26 protein-coding genes are annotated in these 26279 nt (G+C 59.6%); 9 read left to right on the top strand and 17 right to left on the bottom strand.

Features of this window, described 5'->3' with window-relative positions; genetic code table 11:
* Positions 1-4: 4 nt before the first annotated feature.
* The 5 genes from DJ564_RS02430 to DJ564_RS02415 all read right to left on the bottom strand — a co-directional run bounded on the left by DJ564_RS02430 (position 5) and on the right by DJ564_RS02415 (position 3428).
* Complete coding sequence (locus DJ564_RS02430) at positions 5-1285, bottom strand: four-carbon acid sugar kinase family protein (protein WP_109627426.1); 1281 nt, start codon at positions 1283-1285, stop codon at positions 5-7.
* Positions 1282-2295, bottom strand: a complete 1014-nt coding sequence (locus DJ564_RS02425; protein WP_109627424.1) for a 2-keto-3-deoxygluconate permease — start codon at positions 2293-2295, stop codon at positions 1282-1284. Before DJ564_RS02425 ends, DJ564_RS02430 begins: the two co-directional genes overlap by 4 nt.
* A 338-nt stretch (positions 2296-2633) precedes the next feature.
* On the bottom strand, positions 2634-2789 hold the full coding sequence (locus DJ564_RS31920) for a hypothetical protein (protein ID WP_162556160.1): 156 nt from the start codon (positions 2787-2789) through the stop codon (positions 2634-2636).
* Between the two features lie 34 nt (positions 2790-2823).
* Positions 2824-3114 carry a DNA-binding transcriptional regulator gene (locus tag DJ564_RS02420; RefSeq protein ID WP_109627422.1) on the bottom strand — a complete coding sequence of 97 codons (291 nt, stop codon included), beginning with the start codon at positions 3112-3114 and terminating at the stop codon, positions 2824-2826.
* Positions 3114-3428 (bottom strand): hypothetical protein, encoded by a 315-nt coding sequence (locus DJ564_RS02415; RefSeq protein WP_109635921.1) that lies wholly within the window; start codon positions 3426-3428, stop codon positions 3114-3116. The genes DJ564_RS02420 and DJ564_RS02415 overlap by 1 nt, the downstream gene beginning before the upstream one ends.
* A gap of 387 nt (positions 3429-3815) precedes the next feature.
* On the opposite strand from DJ564_RS02415, the gene DJ564_RS02410 reads away from it, so the two are divergent.
* Positions 3816-4742: a LysR family transcriptional regulator gene (locus tag DJ564_RS02410; RefSeq protein WP_109627420.1), complete on the top strand. Its 927-nt coding sequence runs from the start codon at positions 3816-3818 to the stop codon at positions 4740-4742.
* On the opposite strand, the gene DJ564_RS02405 is transcribed toward DJ564_RS02410, so the two are convergent.
* From DJ564_RS02405 to DJ564_RS02380, 6 genes are all read right to left on the bottom strand, one after another.
* Positions 4659-4976, bottom strand: a complete 318-nt coding sequence (locus DJ564_RS02405; protein ID WP_094469616.1) for an AzlD domain-containing protein — start codon at positions 4974-4976, stop codon at positions 4659-4661. The genes DJ564_RS02410 and DJ564_RS02405 overlap by 84 nt on opposite strands.
* On the bottom strand, positions 4955-5671 hold the full coding sequence (locus DJ564_RS02400) for an AzlC family ABC transporter permease (RefSeq protein ID WP_109627418.1): 717 nt from the start codon (positions 5669-5671) through the stop codon (positions 4955-4957). The genes DJ564_RS02405 and DJ564_RS02400 overlap by 22 nt, the downstream gene beginning before the upstream one ends.
* Complete coding sequence (locus tag DJ564_RS02395; protein WP_178082335.1) at positions 5668-6081, bottom strand: GNAT family N-acetyltransferase; 414 nt, start codon at positions 6079-6081, stop codon at positions 5668-5670. The genes DJ564_RS02400 and DJ564_RS02395 overlap by 4 nt, the downstream gene beginning before the upstream one ends.
* Positions 6082-6127: 46 nt before the next feature.
* Positions 6128-6877 carry a 2OG-Fe dioxygenase family protein gene (locus tag DJ564_RS02390; RefSeq protein WP_094469618.1) on the bottom strand — a complete coding sequence of 250 codons (750 nt, stop codon included), beginning with the start codon at positions 6875-6877 and terminating at the stop codon, positions 6128-6130.
* Between the two features lie 231 nt (positions 6878-7108).
* On the bottom strand, positions 7109-8395 hold the full coding sequence (locus tag DJ564_RS02385; protein ID WP_109627416.1) for an OprD family porin: 1287 nt from the start codon (positions 8393-8395) through the stop codon (positions 7109-7111).
* A gap of 232 nt (positions 8396-8627) precedes the next feature.
* A complete protein-coding gene (locus DJ564_RS02380) occupies positions 8628-9242 on the bottom strand; it encodes a DsbA family protein (RefSeq protein WP_109627414.1) in 615 nt (204 codons plus the stop codon).
* A 245-nt stretch (positions 9243-9487) separates the two neighbouring features.
* Between DJ564_RS02380 and DJ564_RS02375 the strand changes: the two genes are divergently transcribed.
* The gene (locus DJ564_RS02375) at positions 9488-11581 is read left to right on the top strand and encodes a TonB-dependent siderophore receptor (RefSeq protein ID WP_109627413.1); all 2094 of its coding nucleotides are present in this window, start codon (positions 9488-9490) and stop codon (positions 11579-11581) included.
* A 174-nt stretch (positions 11582-11755) separates the two neighbouring features.
* Here the strand turns inward: DJ564_RS02375 and DJ564_RS02370 are convergent, their stop codons facing one another.
* The 4 genes from DJ564_RS02370 to DJ564_RS02355 all read right to left on the bottom strand — a co-directional run bounded on the left by DJ564_RS02370 (position 11756) and on the right by DJ564_RS02355 (position 17370).
* A complete protein-coding gene (locus DJ564_RS02370) occupies positions 11756-11968 on the bottom strand; it encodes a hypothetical protein (protein WP_109627411.1) in 213 nt (70 codons plus the stop codon).
* Between the two features lie 245 nt (positions 11969-12213).
* Positions 12214-13320, bottom strand: a complete 1107-nt coding sequence (aguA, locus tag DJ564_RS02365) for an agmatine deiminase (RefSeq protein ID WP_109627410.1) — start codon at positions 13318-13320, stop codon at positions 12214-12216.
* 4 nt (positions 13321-13324) lie between these two features.
* A complete protein-coding gene (gene aguB / locus DJ564_RS02360; RefSeq protein WP_109627392.1) occupies positions 13325-14203 on the bottom strand; it encodes an N-carbamoylputrescine amidase in 879 nt (292 codons plus the stop codon).
* Positions 14204-14457: 254 nt separating this feature from the next.
* Positions 14458-17370, bottom strand: a complete 2913-nt coding sequence (locus DJ564_RS02355) for an aminotransferase (protein WP_109627390.1) — start codon at positions 17368-17370, stop codon at positions 14458-14460.
* Positions 17371-17547: 177 nt separating this feature from the next.
* Between DJ564_RS02355 and rfbB the strand changes: the two genes are divergently transcribed.
* From rfbB to DJ564_RS02320, 7 genes are read left to right on the top strand one after another with little or no spacing between them, the layout of a single operon-like run.
* Entirely contained in the window at positions 17548-18630 is a 1083-nt protein-coding gene (gene rfbB, locus DJ564_RS02350; protein WP_109627388.1) for a dTDP-glucose 4,6-dehydratase, read from the top strand.
* The gene (rfbA, locus tag DJ564_RS02345) at positions 18627-19502 is read left to right on the top strand and encodes a glucose-1-phosphate thymidylyltransferase RfbA (protein WP_109627386.1); all 876 of its coding nucleotides are present in this window, start codon (positions 18627-18629) and stop codon (positions 19500-19502) included. The genes rfbB and rfbA overlap by 4 nt, the downstream gene beginning before the upstream one ends.
* Positions 19499-20044: a dTDP-4-dehydrorhamnose 3,5-epimerase gene (gene rfbC / locus DJ564_RS02340; RefSeq protein ID WP_109627384.1), complete on the top strand. Its 546-nt coding sequence runs from the start codon at positions 19499-19501 to the stop codon at positions 20042-20044. The genes rfbA and rfbC overlap by 4 nt, the downstream gene beginning before the upstream one ends.
* Positions 20041-20910: a dTDP-4-dehydrorhamnose reductase gene (rfbD, locus tag DJ564_RS02335; RefSeq protein WP_109627382.1), complete on the top strand. Its 870-nt coding sequence runs from the start codon at positions 20041-20043 to the stop codon at positions 20908-20910. Before rfbC ends, rfbD begins: the two co-directional genes overlap by 4 nt.
* A gap of 36 nt (positions 20911-20946) precedes the next feature.
* Positions 20947-22755 (top strand): ATP-binding protein, encoded by a 1809-nt coding sequence (locus DJ564_RS02330; RefSeq protein WP_109635917.1) that lies wholly within the window; start codon positions 20947-20949, stop codon positions 22753-22755.
* Positions 22752-24146, top strand: a complete 1395-nt coding sequence (locus tag DJ564_RS02325) for a sigma-54 dependent transcriptional regulator (RefSeq protein WP_109627380.1) — start codon at positions 22752-22754, stop codon at positions 24144-24146. Before DJ564_RS02330 ends, DJ564_RS02325 begins: the two co-directional genes overlap by 4 nt.
* Positions 24147-24185: 39 nt before the next feature.
* Positions 24186-24641 (top strand): YiiD C-terminal domain-containing protein, encoded by a 456-nt coding sequence (locus tag DJ564_RS02320; RefSeq protein WP_109627378.1) that lies wholly within the window; start codon positions 24186-24188, stop codon positions 24639-24641.
* Positions 24642-24798: 157 nt separating this feature from the next.
* On the opposite strand, the gene cysQ is transcribed toward DJ564_RS02320, so the two are convergent.
* Both cysQ and nudE read right to left on the bottom strand, forming a co-directional pair.
* Positions 24799-25626, bottom strand: a complete 828-nt coding sequence (cysQ, locus tag DJ564_RS02315) for a 3'(2'),5'-bisphosphate nucleotidase CysQ (protein WP_109627376.1) — start codon at positions 25624-25626, stop codon at positions 24799-24801.
* Complete coding sequence (nudE, locus tag DJ564_RS02310; protein ID WP_109627374.1) at positions 25623-26189, bottom strand: ADP compounds hydrolase NudE; 567 nt, start codon at positions 26187-26189, stop codon at positions 25623-25625. Before nudE ends, cysQ begins: the two co-directional genes overlap by 4 nt.
* Positions 26190-26279: the final 90 nt, after the last annotated feature.

Below are 26279 nucleotides of genomic sequence, written 5' to 3'. Positions count from 1 at the left end.
GTGTTCATTCGAGTCCTTGGATTCGTGTGCGTTGGGGCGGGGAGCGATCAGCGCTAGCGCTCAAGTGCTGCCATGCCGCATACAAGGCGTTGTCGGTGCCGAACGCGCCGGCCTTGGTGACGATGCCGGGACGATGGCCCTGGCGGGAAACGGTCGGGCGGGCGAAGGCGACGCCGGCTTCGATTTCGGTCAGCAGTTGCAGGCTGTCGATGCCGACGGTGGTCAAGATGGCCCGCGCCGTCTCGCCGCCCGTGGCGATCAGGCCGCCGACCTTGGCGAAGTGCGGTTCGACCAATACGGCCAGCATGGTTGAGAGTTGCGCGCCCTCCTGGGGATCGAACGCTTCATCGCGGCCGATGCGCAGCAGCAGGTCACTCCAGCCGTCCAATTGTTCGCCGATGCGCGATTGCCAGAGCGCCCAGTCGTCATGGGTTGTGCCTTGGCGAAGGACTTCTGGCGGGACAACCAATTCGCTGACGCCGCCTCGTTCTTTGAGCAAAGCGCACTGCCGCTCGCAAACGCCGGATAGGCTGCCGACGAGGATCAGAATCGGCGCCTGGCTTTTTTCCTGCGCTGTCGGTTCGCTGGCCGTGAAACGTACCTCAGAGAAATCAGGAAGGCTGGCAATTTCCCGTGCAAGGCCACCCGAACCGATCCAGAACAGCGGCTGCTCCATCGATGCGGTCAACCGAGCGAGGGTCAGCAGATCGTCTTCAGTTTGCGCATCGACGATCAATGCCTGGGTGCCATTGCCGGCAATTTCAGCAATGTGCCGCTCAAGCGCTTTTTCGTTGCCGCGCAGGGTGTCTAGATCGAGTTTCGCGGTGCTCAGGCCGGCGGCAACGAGCATCGCTTCGACATCGGCCGGACGGTCAGCGTTTTCCAGCTTCCAGGTATCGGTGGTTTCCAGCGGCTGGCCGTTCACGAACACCCGACCGCCGCGCAGCGTACGCCCGGTGGCGGGGAACGCCGGGGCGACGATGGCCAGGCCGGCCAACGGTTGCAGGGCGGCAACTTCGGCCGCCCAGTTACCGCGCAGCGTCGAATCGATTTTTTTGTACAACCGCTGCCCGGGTTGATGCAGCGCCTTGAACGCGGCGACGGTGCGCTCGGCGGCCCGCGCCGGGGAGAGACGCCGAGTGTCCGTATCGGCGGCAATCACCTGAGCGTCGGCCTTGTCATTCAGAGGGTCGAGCGTGACGACGGTTTGCATCCCCACGCTCGCGAAGCCGATGGCGCAATCCGCCGCGCCGGACAGATCGTCAGCGATGATCAGAATCCTCATCGCAACGCCTCCTGCTTTTGCGGCGCGATCTCCGGCTCGGGTATGACGACCGGGTTGCGCTGCTGCACGCGTTTGGCGACGGCGGCGGTGAGCAGCGGTGCGAGGATTGCAGTGACCACGACGCAGGCGGCTACCAGAATCGTCGCGCTCTTGGCCGCTTCGGCGTACACCGGATTGGCCGCTGCAATCAGCGCCGGAACGGCGGCGGCATTCCCGGCAGTGGTGGCTGCGGCAACACCCGCGACGCCCGTGCCACCGGTCAAACGATCGGCGAAGAACAGCGGAATGCCGGTCAGCACAACCACCGCAACGCCCATGCCGAGACCCAACAAGCCGGCCTGCCAGACGTTATGCAAGTCCAGGCTGGCGCCGAGTGCCAGGGCGAAGAACGGGATCATCACTGGAACGGCCTTGGCCAGAAAGTCGCGCATGTCACGGTCGAGGTTACCCAACAGCATGCCGAGAGCCAGGGGCAGGATGCTGCCCACCAGCGTCGGCCACGGGAATGCCGACAGGCCGGCGATTCCCAGGGTGACCATTGTCAGAAACGGTCCAGACTCCAGGGACATTACCGAGTAGGCGCCGACGTCTTCGGAGCGACCGTATTGACCCATCAACGCCATGTACAAGCCGCCATTGGTGTCGTTCATCGCAGCGACCACTGCAAGCGTCGATATACCGGCAAAGAGGCCAGACGAAATCGGCTGCTCACCCAGGAAATGCCCCAGCACAATGCCGATCAGCACGGCGATGCCGACCTTGGTGATGAGCAGCGTGCCGCCCTTCTTCAGCAGATAAGGCGTGGCCTTGATGTTGATACTCGCGCCCATGCAGACGTAGAACACCGCGAGGATGGGTAACGCCCCGGTGAACAGTGCATTGGTGAAAGAGCCGAAAAACTTCGGTGTGTCAGGTAGGAATGTAGCCACCAGCGAACCGATCAGCAGCGGGACAATCATCATGCCGCCAGGGATGCGTTCAATGGTGCGCTTGATAGGAATTTGGGCCACGAGGGTCTCCTTTTATAATTGTTTGGTAAGACGTACTTCACCTCGAAACTGATCGAATCAATCATTTTGTGATTGAGTCAGTCAAAATAATCTTAGGCTTTCGTTATGACTTGCGCAAACCAATCATTCAAATGATCGTTTTGATCATTTGTGGAGGGGCTTTGTGAAGAGCGGATGTCGCTGGGTAGGCTTTTTTCGGACCCGATTGACGCCGGCGTACGGCTCTCTGTCCGATTGACATGAGCTCTATGGGACAGAAACTCCGCCCCAAGAGCGCGCAACCGATCGCCTTCAAGTGGCGATAGTCGGCTTCAGGAACCACGTTGATGACCTGAATATCAGCGCTCAGGTGAGGTCTCTTTTCCTTTTGTTTGAAGAATCAAAATATCAAGCATCCGAAATACAAAACGCAGCCTGATCAGGCTGCGTTTTTTGGGCTGATCAATCCCGACCATCAGCAAAACATGAGTGCCCGCACCGCGCAGCACGGGCATTTAACAGCGTTCAAAACCACCTCAAATCGAGCCCTTAGTGATTGAGCGCTGCTAAAACGTGCTCAGGATCGTTATAAATCGCTCGTAACAAAGCACGGGCAGGTCCTTCCGGATCACGCCGCCCCTGCTCCCAATTCCGAAGCGTTCCCACGGCTACATCAATTCTCTTTGCAAAAGCGGCCTGGGACAGTCCCGTGGCGAGGCGAATTTTTTTGACCTGAACTGCATCGACATGGAATTCACGCGATGGCTGCCGCTCACCACGGTCGATCTCATCCATCTGCGTCATGCTTTCAACGAGACGATCGAAGAGATTTTTTTCCATTATTTCCATCCTTTATTGATGGCACAAAGAACTGCTTTTTCTTTACCCGAAAGGGAGTCTTGAATGCCTTTTCGGTAAATCAGTAGCAAACGTATCTGAAAAGCCGAGGTTACGTGATAGTAGATGACTCGCACACCGGCACTCTTACCTTTGCCATGCGCTGCCCAGCGGATTTTTCTCAGCCCACCGGTTCCTTCAATCAAAGCTCCAGCTTCAGGATGTTCGGCCAAATATTGCTGAAACTCACTGTACTCTTGGTCACCAAGATGGCTGGGTAGGTCAGCAGTAAAAATTAACGTCTCGATGAAGATCATGCAGTCCCTGCTATACGTCATTGGCGTACACCGAGAAGTCTAGATACTCACCTCATTTCACACAACAGATGATCCCGCCTTACTTTGTAAAAGAGACTAACGGTTCCTTCCGAGCGAAAAACGAGCTGATCCTTTCCCGTCGTGTGCCGTGACACACACCCAAAAAAATGCCCAAACCTCCCGGTCCGAGCATTTTTTTGACCCCGATCACCCACCCCTCCCCAAAAACCTCGACTCTATGTAAGCCTCCAGCCATCGGACGCAGCATCATTTCGCTACTAAACTCGGGACAAGCGTGTTCATGTGCAGGATTATAGCCAGCACGTATCGCCCAACCGGCGGCCAGGTACTCAACAATAGCCAGCCCACTTTAGAGGGCATTACCCAATGGATAGCAGAACCTTACGCAACCTGATGCGCATTGTGCAGACCGGCTCTTTGTCGGCGGCGGCAGAGCATTCCTGTTTAACCGTGCAGGCGTTGGCCGCGCAGTTGAACAAGGTTGAAGAGCAGTTTGGTTTTCGGTTGTTTCGTCGCTCCAACAAGGGGTTGACCCTGACTCCGCAGGGCACGGAACTCACGCCTTACATGGACAAGGTGTTGGTTGCCACGCGGCAACTGGAAGAAAAAGTCGCCGCGCTGAAGGTGCCGGGGCAGCGCACGCTCAAGGTGGCGCTGAACACGACGCTGTCGGCTGACTTCAATCGGCGAATGATCGGACGCCTGATCGAGGTGTTTCCCGACTATCAGCTGGAATTCAGCTACGCCGAGTCGATGGAAAACCTCAGCAAGCTGAAGAACGAGGACTTCGACCTGGCGGTGCTGATCGGTCCGCAGAAGCCAGGGCTGCCCAGCATCATCCTGCCCGAGGTCCAGGTGCAGGTGGTCGGTGCGCATTGCGGTCAGGAACATGATCCGCTGGTGTTGCTCGGCAACAAATTTCAGGTGCGCCCGGCGGACGATTGTCCGTATTCCCACAGCTTCCTGCGCTTTCTCGACGCAGGCCTGGGCAATTACGAGTCGGGCAAGCGGATGGTCTATTCGTGCAGCGAAACCCTGACGTTGTCGTTGATCACGCAAATGGACGGCCTCGGCATGGTCTCGCGGGATGCCGCCCAGCGTAATGGCCTGACGATTTTCCCCGGTTTCGAGGATGCCCTCGAAGTGCGGCTGGCGATCAATAATCCGGAGTTGTCGGGGCAGGCCTTGCACGATGTGGTCGACCTCCCGCTACATGAACGAGCCGAGCGCAATGTACGCAGCCGTTCCCACCGCAACGGAGAGAAAGAGGTTTTTGCTGAAATACGCACATAACAACGTCGGAATCGCGGCATAAAATTCCGGGCGATCGAGCTGCACGTGCTGATCCTTGATCAACAACGGCGTGAGGCTGATTGCAGCGACGATCGCCACCGGCAGGTATTCCAGCGCCCGGGCGACGAAGGGCGGCCAATGGTCGGTGTTCACTTGCAGCGGTAACGCGCGCGGCAAGAAGGTCACGGCCATCATCAGCGCGACCACCAGAATCAGGAACGTTTGGTCAGGCATACGCCCACCCCGCAGCCCACGAATGTGGCGATGAATACGTTGAAGGGCGAGCTGCCGACCAGGCTCAGTACGCCCATGCAGGCGACAGCGGCCAGTGCGGCGATGAGTTTGTTACGCGTGTTGCACAGCGACACCAGCACGTAGAGCATCATCGCGGTCAGCGCGTAGTCAAGCTGATACTGGATCAAGTGCGCCGCGTACTGCGCGCAAATCGCCCCCAGCAAACCGCCGAGCACCCACGAAGTGTGGCAAAACAGGTTGAAACCGATCAGGTAACGCACGTTGACGGGTGAGCCCTTGCCCAGTTTGACGCTGTGAAAAGCAAACGACTCATCGGTCAGCCCGCCCGCGTAACACCAGCGCTCCATTCGACTGAGCCCCATGGCTTGCAACGCCTTGGCCATATAGACCGACATCAGCATGTGCCGCGCGTTGATCAGAAACGTGGTGAGGATGATAGTGGTGAGCGAAGCACCGCTGGAAATCAGCGCCAGGGCGGCAAACTGCGAAGCGCCGGCATACACGAACAGGCACATGGCGACCGGCAGCCACACGGGCAACCCGGCATTCACCGCCATCAAACCGAACACAAACGACACCGTGAAGTAACCCGCAACCACTGGGCTGGCTTCGGCGAAGGTGCGCGAAGCATGCGGCTCGACCATCAGCGGCTGGCTGCTGGACGTCTCATTCATAGGTCCCTCTCAAATGTTCTTTCACCGCGCGGTTCGCAAAAACCCTGGGCACTCCAGAAGCGCTGGCCGGCAAGGTTAGCATCGTCGACAAACAGGAACATGCGCAGCACACCCACGCGTTTCATGTCCGAGGATGCCGCTTCAACCAGGCGTTGACCGACGCCCTGGCTGCGGTAATCCGGGCTCACGGCGAGGTGGTTGATCGTGCCGCGACTACCGAGCATTCCGCCCAACACTGCGCCGACGATTTCGCCGCTGACATCCAGTGCGATAAACGCGGTGGTGGTTTTCTGCACCAGCACACCGCGCAGGCATTTGGCGTCCTGCCATTCACAGAAAGACACCTCTTCGAATTGTCGAAAGAAGCGTTCCAGGCGCTGTGCATCCTTGGCTGTCGTACGCCGCAGCATCACCGGTGCGGGGCACTCGGCGAGGCTGCTTACGGCGTTGTACTGTTCAGCGAACAATGTCAAAAGCGGTCCCGGGCCGCGAGAAAGAGATCGCCAGAATCTGCCGGTACGCCATGTCGTGAGAATGGGTATTGCGTGCCGGTGTCACGTAGTGACGCATGTCGCGATCGAGAAAGTAGGTGGTGTCGAGGATTTCCTGATACGTCGTCGAGGCCAGGTGTTCCTGGTTTTCGGTGTCGTACAAACGGCTCTCTGCCCCTTCAACGTTATTGCGTCCCCAGAAGTGCACGCCGCTGAACGGATAACCGTCGCAGTGAATCCCTTCCGGGGTGATTTCCAGTTGTTTGCCCGGCTTGATCTCGATGCGGATCTGATGAATCTGGCATTGCCAGATTTCGTCGTGCAACTCGGGTGGCAACACGTTTTTGTACACTTCGAAGTCGGTGTCGATCAGGCTGCGCATCACCGGCGAACTGATGATCTCATCGGAGAAGTCCTGGAAGTGCCGAACCATCCCGCCCACGTAGCTGTTGTTAGCCTTGGACTGAACATAGGCGCGGTGTTCCAGTTGCTTCAGGTCGCGCGTGACCGGGTTGTATTCGAAATCGCTGTAGCGGCGATAACGCATGCCCGCCTCGGCCTGACCGTAGTAACTGTCCGGCTCCATGTTTTCCCAACTTCTGGTCAATCTGACGAAATCGTTGAAATGACCGAAAAGATTGAAGTCAGCACCCCGGACATTGGCATATTTGTCACGCCGTAGAAATTCGCCCACTTCTTTGTTCAAAACGATCATTTTAAAAATCTCCGTGCATTTAGCTGCCTAATCTAGAGAGCACAGGATTTACGTCCATGAGAAAGAATTTGAGGCATATCAAGCGCTGCTTGAAACGGAGGATGACGTGGCTTTAATTCGACTTTTTACGATCGAAAATGGCCGTTTTATGCGTTTTTCGATGGTTGTCAGGCAAAAAAAACCCCGAGCCATTCGGGGTTTTTCAGCGAGTGTTGAACACTCAATCGATCATCAGAAGATGTTGATCGGGTAATCCACAAACACACGCACTTCGTTACCGCTGACGTTGTACTCGCTGGATTTCTGCGAGACACGCAGGATCGAGCTGCGCAGTTTCACGCTCAGGTCTTTGGCCGGGCCGCTTTGCACGACGTACTTGAACTGGTTGAAGATTTCGCGCTCGGTGCCGCCTTCGCTGGTGGACGTGGTGATGTTGTCACCGCGCACGTAGGCGAAGTTGTAGCTCAGGCCGGGAACGCCAAATGCGGTGAAGTCCAGGCCGTAGCCCAACTGCCAGCTGCGCTCGTCTTCGGCGTTGAAGTCGGACCAGTAGGAGTTCGCCAGGTAGATGGTGTTGCCACCGTCGCCGACACGACCTTGATCCTTCTGATAGCCGCCGTAGGCGTAGCCCAGGTTGCTGTCGCCGGTGCTGCGCTGGTGAGCCAGCGTGAACGAGTGCGGGCCGGTGGCGAAGGTCGCTGCCAGGCTCCAGATTTTGTTGTCGTCGCCGGTAGCGCCGCTTTCGCGGACGTAGGAATCGTCCAGCTTGGTCCGATAGCCGTTGAAGTCCAGGGTCAGGGACTGATCCTTGTCGATCGGGAACACGTAGTTGGCGTTCACGTATTGCTTCTTCAGCACGTCTTCGACGTCGGATGCGTAGAGCGCAGCCTTGAATTGTTCGGTGAACTGGTAACTACCGCCCAACACGTTGATCGACTTCAGGCCGCCACTGTCACGGCCTTCAGCGCTTTTGCGCGATTCGGCGGTGAAGCGACCGGCGTTCAGCTCCAGGCCTTTTATCTCCCGGGAGGTGATCAAGGTGCCGGTGTAGCTTTCTGGCAGCAGACGCACGTTGTCGTAGCTCAGCACCGGCAGGGCCGGCATCTGGTCGCCGTAGGTCAGCGTGGTGCTGGAGAGGCGGAATTTGACCGCTGCGCCGCCCTTCGACAGGTCGTCAGCCGCGTTGCCGCTGTCGCCCTTTTTAAAGAAGTCGATGCCTTGTGCGCCGGTGCGACCCTTGCCGCCATCCAGGCGCAATGCGTACAGACCGAAAGCATCCACACCGACACCGACGGTGCCTTGGGTGAAGCCGGACGAGAACGTGCCGATGGCCGCTTGGCCCCATTCGGCTTTGTCCGCACGACCGTCTTTGTAATCACGATTGATGTAGGCGTTGCGCAGCAGCACTTTGAGGCTGCTGTCTTCAACAAATCCCTTGGATTCGGCCTGGTCGTTAGCCATGGCCTGTGTAGCGCTCAACATCCCCAGAGCGATCAGGCTGATTCGCTTATTCAACATTTTGTTCTTTTCCTTATTACCGGTTGATACGCGCTGTGTCGAACGGCTGAAACGGCGCTATCGCACTCTTTTTTCACCCCAAAACAAAAAGGCCCGCCCACGAGAAAAACGTGGCGGGCCTTTTTATTGTTTTATGAGTCATGGCGGTTAGCCACAGGCGTTGAGCGAATGCTAGCCGCGCCCAGAACACCATGTCAATTTGATGAATCGTCTAACGATAGGCTGAAAACGTCTAAGCGAACTGAGCAAGCCAGGTTGCAAAGGCCTGCGGATTGCCGAGCCATGGGCTGACATCGACCAGCGTGAATTGGCCATTTTGCTCAAGGGCCAGCGTTGGAAAACCCTGTCCGCCGATTCTGGCCAACAAGGCGCGACTGCTCTTGATGTGCTGATCGGTATCGGCACTGTTGAAAGCGGCCCCGAAAGGTTGATGTTTCAGGCCTATGTCCTTTGCCAGTTCAAACAAAACCGCGTGATCGGCGATGCGCCGACCTTCCACGTAATGAGCCGTCTGCAAACGCCCCAGCAATTCAAGCCCGCGCCCCGCCACCTCTTCGGCGGCCAACACTGCCGCAATCGGCGGTGTGGAATCGAACACAGCGGTGTCATCGCACAACAGCCCATCGAAATACGCTTCGCCAAATGGCTGGCCGGAGTATTCGGCGATGCGGCGGTCGTGGGGTATCACGTAGTTGCGCAACTGTGGTGAAACGGTTTGACGGTTGGCGCCGCTCATCATTCCGCCACCGTGGGCGATCACCGGCAACACGTCCTGGGCGGCTTGCACCAGCGGTTTGGCGCCGTAGCACCAGCCGCATAAAGGGTCGTAAATATAGTGAAGGATCATAGGGGGGGGCATCAGGAAAATTCGATGCCGGCAGACTAATCCTCGGACCGTTGCGAAAAAACTCTGGAATGACTTTCAGTCTGTTTCAGGAATCGGGCGAATTCCCTTACCGAGACCCCGTAGCAATCTCGACACAACTCGAAACAATCAAACAACGGTGCTTTTCAAGAATAATTAACGAAAGTAAATAGCAAGCATTACCATTCGCACCCTTGAATTCTTCAACCCTTTCGGATGCGCTTCAGATGCCTGCCCCCTTCCGCCTTACGCCCGTCACCCTTGGGCTTTCTGCTTTTCTGTCTGCCGGTTTCACCTGCGCCGCGACCACCGTTTTACCCGAAACCTCGATCAGTGCCGAAGCAGAAGTCGACGATCCGCGAGTGAAGGAAACCAGCACCGCAACCCGCACCGCGACACCGGTACGCTACGTGCCACAGGCCATCGATTCGATGAAAACTTCGAATGTCTCGGATTACGGCACCAATGACCTGGGCACCGCGTTGAGTGGCATCCCCAACGTCAGCAGCGGCGCCGACACCCGTTTCGACAGCCTGCGCATCCGCGGTTTCGACGCCAGCAACGACTTCTACCTCGATGGCATTCGTGACGACAGCCAATACGTGCGCGACTTGCACAACATCGAGCGCATCGAAGTACTCAAGGGCCCGGCGGCCGTTCTGTACGGTCGTGGCAGCCAGGGCGGGATCGTCAACCGGGTCAGCAAACTGCCCGAGTTCGGCCGTCGTTCGACCCTCGAAGCCCAAGGCGGCAGCGATGACTTGCGCAGCCTTTATGCTGACCTCAGCACCGATCCGTCCGAGAACATCAGTCTGCGCCTGAATATGGGCAACATGGATCAGAACAGCTTCCGCGATGGTGTCAGCGGCAATCGCCAACTGTTCGCGCCGTCGATGAGCTGGCAACTGACGCCGGACCTGAACTGGCTGGTGCAGTACGAATACAGCCGCTACAACCGAACGCCGGATCGCGGCATCCCCGGCGTCAACGGACGCCCGGCAGACGTAGGACGCGATACGACCTATGGCAGCGAGCACGATTTCATCGACGACAAATCGCAATCCCTGCGTTCCAAACTCAGCTATGAACTCAGCGACAACTGGCAGCTGCGCCACACACTGGGCGTGTTCAAGCTCGACAGCGATTTCGACAACACGTATTTGACTGGTTACTCCCCGGCCACCAACAAGGTCACGCGTCAGCATTGGCAGCAGGACCTGACAACCCGCAACGTCTATAACAACGTCGAACTGGAAGGAGGTTTCGACACCTTCGGCCTGGAGCATCGTTTGCTGACCGGCATCGAGATCGGCAGCCAGCGCCGCGATCCGACCTTGTACAACGCGGCCACTTCCGGGCCGGGCAGCTCGCCGGTGCCGGCGCTGGACCTGTACAACCCGAATCGCGATCTGCGTCATACCGGGCGCATGCAGGTGTCCAGCGACAACCACACGGAAGTCGAAAGCCGTGCGGTGTACGTACAGGATCAATTGCGCCTGAACGACCAATGGCAATTGCTGGCCGGTCTGCGCTACGACACCTTCGACATCGAATCGACCAACAAGCTGCGCAACATTTCCGAAGACCGTGACAGTCACAGCACCAGCCCGCGTGTAGGCTTGGTCTGGACGCCGCTGCAGAATCACTCGTTCTATGCGTCCTGGACCAAGACATTCTCGCCAGTGGGCGGCGGCTTGATCGGCATCACCCCGGGTGTTGCCGGTAATAGCAACGACTTGAGCCCCGAGCTGACCAAGCAGAAGGAAATCGGCGTGAAGAGCGACTGGCTCGACGACCGCCTGAGCACCACCCTCGCGATCTACGAACTGGAACTCTACAACCGTCGCACCAGCGATCCGCTCAACCCGACCATCACATTGCTCTCGGGCCTGCAACGTTCCCGCGGGATCGAGCTGACCGGCACCGGCAAAATCGCCGGCAACTGGTACGTGCGCGGTGGCGTCGGCGTGCAAGACGCGACGGTCGAGAAGGACAACAACGGCTTTGAAGGCAAACGCATCAGCAACGTGGCCAAGCACAACGGTAGCCTGTTCCTGACCTGGAAACCGGAAATGGGCTGGTATGCGGAAACCGGGTTGACCCTGGTCGGCCAGCGTTATGCCGATAACCTCAACACCGTCGTACTGCCGGGTTATGGCCGTTGGGATGCACTGGCCGGGTTCCGGCAGAAGGACTGGGACTTGCGCGCGGCGCTGAACAACATCAGCGACAAGACCTATTACTCGTCGGCCACCAGCGCCGCACAGATACAACCAGGCGAACCGCGTAGCCTGGTGGTGACTGGCACCTATAGCTTCTAAACACCACAGGATGTCTCCGGTTTAAAACGTAAAGGATGTCTCCGGTTTCTACCCGAGCAAGCCCGCTCCCACAGGGGGTGGTGGTGACCAAAAGTCTGTATTTCAAAAAACCATCGCCCATAAAAAAGCGCCGCCCTCCCGGCAGCGCTTTTATCAATCCTTTGTTTATTCTTCTTATCCTTCCATCACATCCCACAACGCTTCCAGTTCCGCCTCGCTGAATAAACCAGCGGGGTAACGATCGATCATCATCCGGCGCGGATCAGGTTCTCTGATCTGACGCGTTCCATTGGACTTCAACCAGTGCGCAAGAACCTGGAGCGATTCGCTATTGACTGCCAGGGGATGCAATGCCCGCTCGCTCACTACGTTCATTTCGGCGTTCATTTCGGCGCTCTCTCCCGGTTTGTGAGCGGCTAACTTATCCAAGGTTTATGACAGAACATCGAAGTCCTCCCCCTCCCTGTTTCACCCCATGCCAGATACAAGAGCTGTGCCAATGTTTCTCAAGTGTCGACAAGCGGATACAAAGAAGCCCGCAGTCCTTTCGGGCTGCGGGCTTCTTGATGAACGGCGGGGATAAACCGGTGCCTTGGTGGTTTTTCAACCGGTTCAGGCTGTTACAACCCCACTCACTCCTTGTGCGGCGCCGGCTGTTGTTGGGTAAGGCAGTGGATGTTACCGCCCCCCAGTAACAGTTCGCGGCCCGGCACCATAACCACTTCGTGCTGCGGGAACAGCGCCTGCAGAATCTCTTTCGCCGGCCCGTCCAGCGGGTCGTCAAAACTCGGCGCGATAATCCCGCCGTTGACGATCAGAAAGTTCACGTAGGAACCGGCCAGACGCACGGTCGGATTACGCTCCTGAGTTCCGTCCACCGGATCCACGCCAGCGCACTCTTCCTCGGTCGCATACAGCGGCCCCGGGATCGGCATCTTGTGCACCGTGAATGGGCGCCCCTTGGCATCGGTGCTGCTTTCCAGCACTTTCATTGCAGCCTGGCAGCGCGGGTAGTTCGGGTCCTGCGGGTCATCGGTCCAGGCCAGCAATACCTCACCCGGACGCACGTAGCAGCAGAAGTTATCCACATGGCCGTCGGTTTCGTCGTTGAACAGACCGTCCGGCAGCCAGATGATTTTATCCACAGCCAGGTTGGCGCTGAGCACCGCTTCGATGTCTGCACGATTAAGGTGCGGATTGCGATTGCGGTTGAGCAGGCATTCTTCGGTGGTGATCAGAGTGCCTTCGCCATCGACGTGGATCGAACCACCTTCGAGCACGAAGCCTTCGGTGCGGTAGCGCTGACTGCGCTCGATCTCAAGGATCTTGCCGCCCACCTGCGAGTCGCGATTCCACGGCGAATACAACCCGCCATCGAAACCGCCCCACGAGTTGAAGTCCCAGTTCACGCCACGGACTTCGCCACTGTTGTTGATGACGAATGTCGGGCCGGTGTCGCGAACCCAGGCGTCATCGCTGGACATCTCGACCACACGAATATTCGGCACGTCGAGACGGGCTCGGGCGTTTTCGTATTGGCCGGCGGAGACCGCCACGGTCACCGGTTCAAAACGGGCGATGGCCTTGGCCACGGTCACGTGCGCGGCTTGTGCGGGTTTGCCGCCCAGACGCCAGTTGTCCGGACGCTCGGGCCAGATCATCCAGGTCTGGGTTTGTGGCGCCCACTCGGCAGGCATGTAGAAGCCGTCGGCGCGCGGGGTGCTGTTTAAAGTGGTCATGCGATCAGGACTCCAGGGAACCGTCGAGGGTTTTGATCGCATTGTATAGGTTCGGGCGACGATCGCGGAACGAGCCCCACGCGCTGCGAATGTGCTCCAACTCATCGAGGTCGAAGCGATGAACCAGCACGCCCTCTTCGGTCTTATCGAGTTCCTGGACCTTCTCGCCGAACTGGTTGGCGATGAACGACGAGCCGTAAAAGGTGATGTCGTAGCCGTCCTGCTCTTCGTTGCCGATGCGGTTGCTGGCGATCAGCGGCATCAGGTTGGCGCCGGCATGGCCTTGTTGCACGCGCTGCCAGTGGTCACGGGAGGAAATGGTTTTGTCGTGCGGCTCGCTGCCGATGGCGGTCGGGTAGAACAGGATTTCCGCGCCGAGCAACGCCATGCTGCGGGCGCATTCCGGGAACCACTGGTCCCAGCAGATGCCCACGCCGATTTTCGCGTAACGGGTGTTCCAGACTTTGAAACCGGTATCGCCCGGGTTGAAGTAATACTTTTCGTGATAGCCCGGGCCGTCCGGGATGTGGCTTTTACGATAAATCCCGAGGTTGCTGCCGTCGGCATCGATGATCGCGATGCTGTTGAAACGCGCGCGGCCCGCCAGTTCGTAAAAGCTGATCGGCAGCACCACTTGCAGCTCCTTGGCGACTTTCTGGAAATGCTTGATGGCGACGTTGTCTTCAACCGCCGTGGCCAGTTGCAGGTAATCCGGATTCGGCTTCTGGCAGAAGTACGGCGCCTCGAACAGTTCCTGGATCAGGATGATCTGCGCGCCTTTGGCCGCGGCCTCACGAACCAATTTCTCAGCGGTCTCGAGGTTGGCTTCAAGGTCCCAGGAACAGGCCATCTGGGTGGCAGCGACGGTAACGATACGGCTCATGAATCATCTCCGGGCAAGTGCTTAACGTTGGCAGTGACGACGTTATATCCGATAAATATCGGCTTTAAAAGCAGTTAGTCGTCAATCCGTCTATTTTTACGCACTTAAACCAGATAACAATCGATGTTTTGTCGGCATTTCTGATGCCGCCTTTGCGGGCAAGCCCGCTCCCACAGGTTTCGTGTCGTTCGTGAAACCTGTGTATGACGCGGACCTGTGGGAGCGTGGCTTGCCCGCGAAGGCGATCTCAAGCCTTACAGGCCTTCATCCAACACCTTCGAGAGCATGTCGACAAAGAAATCCACACTCCGCCGCGAAGTCACCATCGGCGGTTTGATCTTGAGCACGTTCAGGTAATCCCCCGTCGGCTGCATGAAAATCCCCAACTCCCGCAAGCGATCACACAACGCCGCAGTTTCTTCAGTCGCCGGCTCCAGAGTCTCGCGATTGCGGATCAGCTCCACGCCCAGATAGAACCCGGAACCATGCACCGCGCCCACCAACGGATGAATATCGATCAACGCTTCAAGCCGCTCCTTGAAATACCCGCCTACCACCTGAGCATTTTCCCAGAGCTTTTCTTCTTCCATCACATCCAGCACCGCCATGCCGATCTGGCAACTGACCGGACTGCCGCCCGCCGACGAGAAGAAATACCCCTCAGCCTCCAGCGCCTCGGCGATTTCCCGGCGAGTGATCACCGCGCCCAGCGGCTGGCCGTTGCCCATGCCCTTGGCCATGGTGATGATGTCCGGCACCACGCCCTGCTCTTCGAAGCCCCAGAAGAAGTGACCCATGCGGCCGTAACCGACCTGCACTTCATCAGCGATACACACACCACCCTGCGCGCGAACCAGCGCATAGACCTGTTTCAGATAACCCGGTGGCAGCGAGATCCCGCCGGCATTGCCGTACACAGGCTCACAGATAAAACCGGCCAACTGGCGTTTCTGCTCGGCGATTTTTGCCAGGTTGTGTTCGACGCTGCGTACATAGTCCGGTGCGCTGCCCGGGCCACGGAATTCGCCGCGATAGATATTCGGCGCGGTCACCGGATGCACCCAATCGGGACGGCTGCTCAAGGCTTTCGGGTTGTCGGCAATCGAGGTCGAGACCGCGTCCGCGCCCACCGTCCAGCCGTGATAGGCCTCCAGCACGCTGAGCATGTCGCGACCGCCGCTGTAGGCCCATGCCAGGCGGATCGCCAAGTCGTTGGCCTCGCTGCCGCTGTTGACCAGAAACACCCGGTCCATGCTCTCCGGCGATAACTTCAGCAAACGCTCGGAAAACTCGGCCACCGCGGCGTAGTTGAAGCGTGAGTTGGTGTTGAGCAACGACCACTGACGACTGGCCACAGCCGCCATGCGCGGATGACCGTGGCCGAGCACCGCGACGTTGTTGAGCATGTCGAGGTAGGAGCGGCCCTGCATGTCGATCAGGTGATTGCGCCAGCCGCGTTCGATGCGTGGCGGGTCGACGTAATAGTGCTTCTGCGTGCGCGCGAAACTGGCATCGCGACGCGCCAACAATGTCTGTGAATCGAGCTCTGCTTCAGCATCGCAAGCCAGCCCCAGCAGCGCCGCTGGCGACGGACACAACGCTTGCCAGGCCGCAGCGCGAGACGGCGTGCAAAACAACGGCGCATCGAACGAAGCGCCTCGGCTCAACTGCACGATCAATGGCCCGCTGACCGCGCCCAGCACATGGCCTTTGACCAGCGCCGCACCGACGTGCAGCGACGGCGTCACGCCCCACAACCGCACACTCAGTTGCGGACCGTCCAGTTGCAGCACACCCGCCGTCGGCTGATGAACCACGCCGGCAAATGGCGACTCGACCGCCGTGCCGTTGGGCACTCGCAACTCCACGTGCAACGGGCAAGTGTCGGGTTCAGCGGCACTGTCCGGTTGAGTGCGAGACAAACGATATTGACCATATCGGCTGGCCGCCAGGCCGTGCGCCGCAGCCGCTTCAGTCAGCAAACGCTGATCAACGCCCTCCTGCTCCCAGTTACCGGCTTCAAAATGCGGGCTCAGCACGCCCAGATCGATCAAGGCAAATTCACGCCCCACCAGGCTTGGCAGCAATGGCGCGAAACCTTCGCTGCCAATGCTCGGCAGCGTCTGGCCGACTGACGTCAGAATCGCCGCTTCCATCAATACCAGCGGCAACGACGTGGCCACGCGAAAGATCTCCCACTCATGGGTCAGGTTGTCGCGGCTGTAATCATTGCCCGGATCAATGCTGACCTGCTGTTCTCCGCTCAGCACCAGCACCGCCGCGCGCGCGACGATCAGCGGCCATAACGCCAACAATTCTTCATGGGTGAGCGGATTGACGGCGTGATACGCCTGAACCGCCGGCAAGATATAAAACGGATCGCCAGCGGCGTGGTGCAGCAATGCCGCGCAGGTAACCGACAGATCGGTAATGCGCCAGGTGCGGATCAGGTCGCCGAAATCAATCACCCCCTGCAACTGCCACTGGCGTTGCGAGTCGCGCTGCCAGACCACGTTGTCGTCAGTGATGTCCATGTGAATCGCCTGCACCGGCAGCTTTTCCACCAGCGGCTGCAAATGGCGCTCGGCACGTTCTGCGGCTTCGGCGATCAATTGGCGTTGCGCATCATCCTTGATCACCGGCAGCAAATGACCGATCAACGCATTGGCATGACGGCCGTCCCATTGCAGCGTGCGCTCAAGGCCCGGATGCTCGAAGGCGGCCAGCGCCAGGTCCATTTCGCCACAGAGTCGACCGAAACCGGCCACCACCGAACCGGGCAGATGATCGAGGTGGGTCAGCGACTGGCCCTCGATGTAATCGAGCAGGCGCACATGCACGGCCTGACCGGCAACTTCCAGAGTGAGCAGGTCAGCGCCGTTTTTGGCAGGGATCACTCGCGGCACATGCACACTGGATTTTTCACCCAGATGCTTGAGCCCGGCATGCTGGGCTTGCAGTTCCAGCGCCGAATAGTCGCCCCGGCAGATTTTCAGGACAAAACGCCCCTCATCACTGTCGACCCGGAAGTTCAGGTCCTGCTGGCTGCCCAGGGCGTGCAACCTGCCGCTCAACCCGTAATGCCCCTCCAGCAGCTCTAGCGCTTGCTCCGCAGACACTTGCGGGCTGGGCAAACTGGCGCGGTGAATCAACGTGGCGAGCGGCATACAACGACCCCTGAAGTTTTATTAGGCGCTTATATCGCCACTGCATCGGTCGATAATCAACCCCCCCGACAGCGCGGCAAATGCCAATTACGACCAACAACCCTCTTGCACCGCCCTGCTCCTGCCGACAAGCTATGCTCATTCGCTTTATCGTCTTACAGAAAAAGGCTGGCCAACATGCGTATTCTCATCACCGGCGGTGCCGGTTTCATTGGCTCTGCCCTGATTCGCTACCTGATTCGGCACACTGAGCATGAAGTGCTCAACCTGGACAAACTGACCTACGCTGGCAATCTCGAGTCGCTGACCAGCATTGCCACCGACACCCGCTACGAGTTCGTCCAGGCCGATATCGTCGACCAGGCCACCGTGAGCGCGGTACTGGCACGCTTCCAGCCGCAGGCGATCATGCACCTGGCGGCAGAATCCCACGTCGACCGTTCCATTGACGGTCCGTCGGATTTCATCCAGACCAATATCGTCGGCACCTACAGCCTGCTGGATGCCACCCGCGCCTACTGGCAGACGCTGGCCGAGCCGGAAAAAAGCGCCTTCCGCTTCCATCACATCTCTACTGATGAGGTCTACGGCGACCTGCACGGCGTCGATGATCTGTTCACCGAAACCACGCCCTACGCACCGAGCTCGCCGTACTCCGCGAGCAAAGCGGCGTCCGACCATCTGGTCCGCGCCTGGCAGCGCACCTACGGCCTGCCGGTATTGCTGACCAATTGCTCGAACAACTACGGGCCGTTCCACTTCCCGGAAAAACTGATTCCGCTGGTGATCCTCAACGCCTTGGCCGGCAAGCCTTTGCCTGTTTACGGTAACGGCCTGCAAGTACGCGACTGGCTGTTTGTCGAAGATCACGCCCGGGCGCTGCTCAAAGTGGTCACCGAAGGCGTGGTCGGCGAGACCTACAACATTGGCGGTCACAACGAACAGAAGAACATCGACGTGGTGCGTGGCATCTGCGCGCTGCTTGAAGAACTGGCGCCGAACAAGCCTGAAGGCGTGGCGCACTTCGCCGACCTCATTACCTTCGTCCAGGACCGTCCGGGTCACGACCTGCGCTACGCCATCGACGCGAGCAAGATCGAACGCGAACTGGGCTGGGTGCCGGAAGAAACCTTCGAAACCGGCCTGCGCAAAACCGTCCAGTGGTATCTGGATAACCTGGAGTGGTGCCGCCGCGTTCAGGACGGCAGCTATCAGGGCGAACGCCTGGGCGCCATCAATACCAAGGAGCTGCTCGCATGATGAAAGGCATCGTTCTGGCCGGTGGCTCCGGCACCCGTCTGCACCCGATCACACTCGGCGTCTCCAAACAACTGCTGCCGGTGTACGACAAACCGATGATCTACTACCCGATCTCGGTACTGATGCTGGCCGGCATCAAAGATATTTTGCTGATTTCCACGCCACAGGATCTGCCGCAATACCGCAACCTGCTGGGTGACGGCAGCCAGTTCGGCGTCAACTTCAGCTACGCCGAACAGCCGTCGCCGGACGGTTTGGCCCAGGCTTTCCTGATTGGTGAAGAATTCATTGGTGACGACCCGGTGTGCCTGATCCTCGGCGACAACATCTTCCATGGTCAGCACTTTGGCGATCAGTTGAAAAACGCCGCCATACGCCCTTCCGGCGCCACCGTATTTGGCTATTGGGTCAAGGATCCGGAGCGTTTCGGCGTGATTGATTTCGACAGCGAAGGCCGGGCCCTGTCGATCGAAGAGAAACCGAAAAAGCCGAAATCCAGCTATGCCGTGACCGGCCTGTATTTCTACGACAACGATGTGATCGAGATCGCCAAAGCAGTCAAGCCTTCGCCTCGCGGTGAGCTGGAGATCACCGACGTCAACAATGCCTACCTCCAGCGCGGTGATCTGCAGGTCGAGCGCTTCGGTCGCGGTTTCGCCTGGCTCGACACCGGCACCCACGACAGCCTGCTCGAAGCCTCGCAGTACGTGCAGACCATCGAACACCGCCAGGGCCTGAAAGTCGCCTGCCTCGAAGAAATCGCCTACGAAAATGGCTGGATCAACCGCGAACAGCTGCTGGAGCGCGCCAGCTATTTCGGCAAGACCGGCTATGGCCAGTACCTGTTCAAACTGGCCGGGGAAGAACAATGAATGTGATTGAAACCACCCTGCCCGGCGTGCTGATCATCGAACCCAAGGTGTTCGGTGACGAACGCGGCTTTTTCTATGAAAGCTTCAATGCCAAGGCGTTCGAAGAAGCGACAGGCCTGAACACGCAGTTTGTTCAGGACAATCATTCCTGCTCACAGAAAGGCGTGCTGCGCGGCCTGCACTATCAGCTGGAAAATACCCAAGGGAAACTGGTGCGGGTAACCGCCGGTGAGGTGCTCGACGTCGCGGTGGACATCCGTCGCAGCTCGCCGAATTTCGGTCAGTGGGAAGCGGTGCGACTGTCCGCAGAAAACCATCGCCAACTCTGGGTGCCGCAAGGGTTTGCCCATGGGTTTGTGGTGCTCAGCGATTTTGCCGAGTTTCTCTACAAGACCACTGACTATTACACGCCGTCCGCCGAGCGTTGCATTCGCTGGGACGATCCGACCCTGGCCATCGACTGGCAACTGGAGGAAGCGCCCAAGCTGTCGGCCAAGGATCAGAACGGCAAGAGCCTGAAAGAGGCCGATCTGTTTCCATGAAAATTCTAATCAGCGGTCAGCACGGTCAGGTTTCGCGTGAGTTGCAGCTTCGCCTTGGTGCTGTTGGCGAGTTGATTGTGCTGGGGCGAGATCAGCTCGACCTAGCCAAACCGGAACAGATTCGCCAGCAGGTTCAGCACATTCGCCCGGACCTGATCATCAACGCGGCGGCTCACACCGCAGTCGATCAAGCTGAAAGCGAGCCCGAGCTTGCGTTTGCCATCAACGCGATTGGCCCGGGCATCCTGGCCGAAGAAGCAGCGGCGCTCGGCATCCCGCTGATTCACTACTCCACCGATTACGTGTTCGATGGCAGCAAAGCCGAGCCGTACAACGAAGCCGACGCGCCCAACCCGCTCGGCGTTTACGGCAACAGTAAGCTGGCCGGCGAGCAAGCGATCACCGCAGTACAAGATCAACACCTGATCCTGCGGACCAGTTGGGTCTACTCGACCCACGGCCGCAATTTCCTGCTGACCATGCAACGCCTGCTGCAAGAGAAACCGGAGATGCGCATTGTCGCTGACCAGATCGGCGCGCCCACCTGGGCCGGCACCATCGCTGCCAGCACTCTCGCACTGATCGAACGCTGGCAGGCGGGACAAGCCGGTGCCTGGGGCACTTATCACCTGACCGCTCAGGGTGAAACCTCCTGGTTCGGTTTCGCCCGGGCCATCGGCGAAGCGCTGCGGGAACAGGGCAAGCCTTGCGCCAACCTGCTGCCGATCCCCTCCAGCGATTATCCGACGCCGGCCGCCCGGCCGCTGAACTCGCGCCTGGATTGCAGTCGCCTGCAACGCGAATGGGGTGTCAGTCAGCCTGACTGGCAAACCGCGCTGCGCGAGTGTCTTGCCGAGCAAGCCTAGGCATAATGCGCCTGTACTCACAGGCGCCCGATGCTCATGACTCCGACCCTCCCTCCCAGACCCCGCTGGCGCAGCCTCGCACTGCTCGCACTGTGCCTGGCGCCATTGCTGTGGCCGCTGGAGCATCTGGCCGAGCGTTATTACCGCAGCGAACTGGCCGGGCAAAACCGTCAGACCCTCGACCTGTACGTCGCCAACCTGCTGGGCACGCTGCACCGTTATGAAGTGTTGCCGCAGATCCTCGGCGATCTGCCGGCCCTGCGCGCGGTGCTCGGGGCGCCGGACGACAGCGTCACCCAAGGCAATGCCAATCGCCTGCTGAAAAACATCAGCGCCCAGACCGGCGCCGAAGTCATGTACTTGATGGACACCACGGGCAAGACCCTCGCCGCGTCGAACTGGGACAAGCACGATAGTTTCGTCGGGCGCAATTTCTCCTTCCGGCCGTATTTCAGCGAAGCCATGGCCGGGCGGCTCGGGCGCTTTTTCGGTTTGGGCACGACCTCGGCAAAACGCGGCTATTTCTTCGCCGCCGCTGTGCGCAACGGCGAAAAAATCATCGGCGTGCTAGTGGTCAAGGTCGACCTGGACCACACCGAAAGCCTGTGGGGCAAAACCCCGGAACAACTGCTGCTGACCGACCATAACGGCGTGGTCATCCTCACCTCGCGGCCTGAGTGGCGATTCCGTTCGACCCGGCCCTTGAGCGAAGAAGAACGCAAAGCGATCACCGCGATTCAACCGTACCCGACCCGCGACCCGAAACCGTTGCGGCTCAACCCCAACGCCTGGCTGACTCAAACCCAGCAGATCGCCGAAACCGGCTGGAACGTCAGCATCCTCGCCCCCCGCACCCTGATCGACCGCCCGGTGCGTACCGTTGTCGCCATTGGCGGTGCGACGTTGCTGGTCTTGATGTTGCTGCTCGGCCTGATGATGCAGCGCCGCCGCCATTACCTCGAACGCATTGCCTTCGAAGCCAAGGCGCGGCACGAACTGGAAGGCCGGGTCGCCGAGCGGACCAGCGACCTCGAAGGCCTCAACCGTCGACTGAAACAGGAAGTGCTGGAGCGCGAACACGCCCAGCAGGAACTGGTGCGAGCCCAGGACGACCTGGTCCAGGCTGGCAAGTTGTCAGCGCTGGGGACGATGTCCGCGAGCATCAGCCACGAATTGAATCAACCGCTCGCGGCCATTCGCAGCTACGCGGAAAACGCCGAGGTGCTGCTCGATCATCAGCGCACCGACGATGCCCGCGGCAACCTCAAGCTGATCAGCGAACTGACCGGGCGCATGGCATCGATCATCGCCCACTTGCGCGCCTTCGCCCGGCGCGATCGCCATGCGCCGGAAAGCGTCGCCCTGCAACCGGCGCTGGATGACGCGCTGGCGTTGCTGGCCAAGCGCCGGCGCAGCATGGAAGTCGAACTGATCCGCGATTTGCCGGCGGCCACATTGTGGGTCGAGGCCGGGGAAACCCGTCTGCGTCAGGTGCTCGGCAACTTGTTGGCGAACGCGCTGGACGCGCTGACCGAGAAAGGTCCGCCGCGTAAACTCTGGTTGAGTGCTCAATCCACCGCAGACGGCGTCACTCTGTACATTCGCGACAACGGCCCCGGCTTTTGCATGGAAGCCCTTGGTCGCGCCAGCGAGCCCTTCTACACCACCAAGACCCGCACCCAGGGACTTGGCCTGGGGCTGGCGATTTGCGAAACCCTGATGCGCGCCTTCGGCGGTGAACTGTCGTTCGCCAACCACAAGGAAGGCGGCGCCCTGATTACCCTGAAGTTGCGCGCCGGCGCACCGGGTGTAAGCCTGCAACCGTCCGAGGACCGAAGTGCATGACCATCGATAACCGTGTCCAGGTCGTGCTGATCGACGACGATCCCCACCTGCGTCAGGCCCTGGGCCAGACACTGGACCTGGCGGGCCTGAAAATCCTGCCTCTGGCCGAAGCCAAAGGCTTGGCCGGGCAACTGGAGCGCGACTGGCCGGGCGTGGTGGTCAGCGACATTCGCATGCCGGGCATGGACGGCCTCGAACTGCTGACCGAACTGCATGCCCAGGACCCGGAGCTGCCAGTGTTGCTGATCACCGGCCACGGCGATGTGCCGCTGGCGGTGCAGGCCATGCGCGCCGGTGCTTATGACTTCCTGGAAAAACCTTTCGCCAGCGACGCGCTGCTCGACAGCGTGCGCCGCGCATTGGCTCTGCGCCGACTGGTGCTGGATAACCGCAGCCTGCGCCTGGCCCTGAGCGATCGCAATGAACTGAGCACCCGACTGGTCGGGCGATCGGCCCCGATGCTGCGCTTGCGCGAGCAAATTGGCGCGTTGGCGGCGACCAAGGCTGACGTGCTGATCCTCGGCGAAACCGGTGCCGGTAAAGAAGTCGTGGCCAGGGCGCTGCACGATTTGTCGAGCCGCCGTAACGGTCCTTTCGTGGCGATCAACGCTGGGGCTTTGGCTGAGTCGGTGGTGGAAAGCGAACTGTTCGGTCACGAGCCGGGCGCCTTCACCGGCGCGCAAAAGCGCCGCATCGGCAAGTTCGAATTCGCCAATGGCGGCACGCTGTTCCTCGATGAAATTGAAAGCATGAGCCTGGACGTGCAAGTGAAATTGCTGCGATTGCTGCAGGAGCGCGTGGTCGAGCGCTTGGGCGGCAATCAACTGATCCCGCTGGACATCCGCATCATCGCCGCGACCAAGGAAGACCTGCGCCAGTCCGCCGATCAAGGGCGCTTCCGTGCCGACTTGTATTACCGCCTGAACGTCGCGCCGCTGCGCATTCCGCCGTTGCGTGAACGCGGCGAAGATGCGCTGATGCTGTTCCAGCATTTCGCCGACGAAGCCAGCGCCCGTCACGGCTTGCCGCCCCATGAATTGCAACCGGGGCAACGAGCCCTGCTGCTGCGCCACACTTGGCCGGGTAACGTGCGCGAACTGCAAAACGCCGCCGAACGTTTCGCCCTGGGTCTGGAACTCGCGTTGGATAACAACACGCAGGAAGGCGCTGCCGGTATGACGGTCGAAGTGGTCAGCGGCGGCCTGAGCGAGCAGGTGGAAAACTTCGAGAAATCGTTGATAGCCGCCGAACTGGCCCGCTCTCACAGCTCGGTGCGTAGCCTCGCCGAAGCCCTCGGCATTCCGCGCAAGACCTTGCACGACAAACTGCGAAAACACGGCCTGAACTTCGCCGACGGTGGCGCCAGCAGCCACACCGACGAACTCGATTGAGCTACCGTCAAACCATATCTTCAAACAAGAGGCCCTTGCATGAGCCGCGACAGTCGTCACCTGGAATCAGTCCTCCATCGCGATATCCCGTTGACCCGGGACATGGGCCTCAAAGTGCTCGACTGGCACGACCAGCAACTGCGCCTGCACATGCCGCTGGACGCCAACGTCAATCACAAAAGCACCATGTTCGGCGGCAGCCTGTATTGCGGCGCGGTGCTGGCCGGTTGGGGCTGGCTGCATTTGCGCTTGCATGAAGAGGGGATTGAAGGCGGGCACATCGTGATTCACGAAGGGCACATCACTTATCCGCTGCCGGTGACCATGGATGCGATTGCGATCTGTCAGGCACCGAGCGCGGCGGTGTGGAAGAAGTTTCTGGCGACGTATCAGCGATACGGACGTGCGCGGTTAGCGTTGCATTCGCGGGTCATCAATGCCGATAGCAATGACGATGCGGTGAGGTTTACCGGGCAGTACGTCCTCCACCGGTAAAGACACAAAACCTGTGGCGAGGGAGCTTGCTCCCGTTGGAGTGCGCAGCACTCCCATTCCTGTCACCACTGTTTTCCTGGTGTAATTGAGTTGCAGGTTTTGGGGCCGCTTCGCAGCCCAGCGGGAGCAAGCTCCCTCGCCACAGGTTTGGGTGAACTCAGGATCGGGCCAGTTCCAGTAACTTCTCGCGCCACGCAGCCTTCGCCGGCAGCGCCAAAAAGAACTCATTCAACAACGATTCCCGCGCCGGATAACAAAACGGCTTCCCGCTCAAATCCAGCACTTCACCGCCTGCCCCTTCCAGCACACCTTGAGCCGCCGCCGTGTCCCACTGCGACGTCGGCGCCAACCGCGGATAACAATCCGCCGCCCCTTCCGCCAGCAAACAAAATTTCAACGAACTGCCGATATTCGCCAGTTGCAGCTCACCCAGACTGGCGCTCAACCCGGCCAGCAAGCGTTCCTGCTCGGGGCTTGAATGGCGGCGGCTGGCGACCACGGTAAACGCCTCGCCCGCAGCAGGAACCTCGCGGACCTGAATCGGCAACGCCTCGGCATCTTTATCACCACGCCACGCGCCCAGGCCGGCGCCACCGACATAAAACCGTCCGTTGGTCGGCATCGACACCACGCCAAACACCACCCGTCCCTGCTCGATCAGCGCGATATTGACGGTGAACTCTTCGCTGCCGGAGATGAACTCCTTGGTCCCGTCCAACGGATCGACCAGCCACCATCGCTGCCAGCCGGCACGCACGCTCTGGGGAATATTGTCGTCCTCTTCCGACAGCACCGGAATACTCGGGTCCAGCGCCGTCAGCCCGTCCAGAATCAAATGGTGAGCGGCGAGGTCCGCCGCCGTCACCGGTGAATCGTCAGCCTTGGCGGTCACCGCCGTGCCGATGCGCCAGAACGGCAGAATCGCTTCGCCAGCCTTCAACGCCAGCTCAACCACCGGCGCCATCAATGGATGCGGAAAATTCATGGCAGAAACACCCCACGCTGAGTTAGCAGATCACGGGCCAGGTACAGCGCCGCCAAGGCACGGCCCTCCGTGAATCGCGGGTTCTGCGCAAGGGCCGAGAGTTCGCGCAAGTTGATCTTGTCCACGCCCATCGGCTCGGGCTCGTCGCCCTCCAGGCTTTCTTCGTACAGGTCAGTGGCCAGCACCACCTGGATTTTCTGGCTCATGTAACCGGGCGACAACGACAACTCGGTCAGATGCTCCAGCTGCCGCGCGCCATACCCGGCCTCTTCCTTGAGCTCGCGCTCTGCCGCCGCCAGCACGTCTTCACCCGGCTCGATCAAGCCTTTGGGCAACGACAGCTCATAGGCATCGGTGCCGCCGCAATATTCCTCGACCAGCACGGCGTGATCCGCATCGAGCATCGCCACGATCATCACCGCGCCATACCCGGCGCCCTTGCCGACCAGGCGCTCGTAGGTGCGCTCCACGCCGTTGGAAAAGCGCAGTTTCAGCTCTTCGACGCAGAACAAACGGCTGGTGGCGACGATCTCGCGGGCGAGTACGGTGGGTTTCTGGCGCATGAAAGGCTCCTTGGCGTAAGCGGGTTACTATACCCGGCCTATCCTGATTGTTGACCTCGGATATCTTTATTACCGCTGGAGAAGTTTTTT

The sequence above is a fragment of the Pseudomonas sp. 31-12 genome (genome assembly GCF_003151075.1).
Taxonomy (GTDB): Bacteria; Pseudomonadota; Gammaproteobacteria; order Pseudomonadales; family Pseudomonadaceae; genus Aquipseudomonas.
This window is presented reverse-complemented; position numbering and strand designations above follow the sequence as displayed.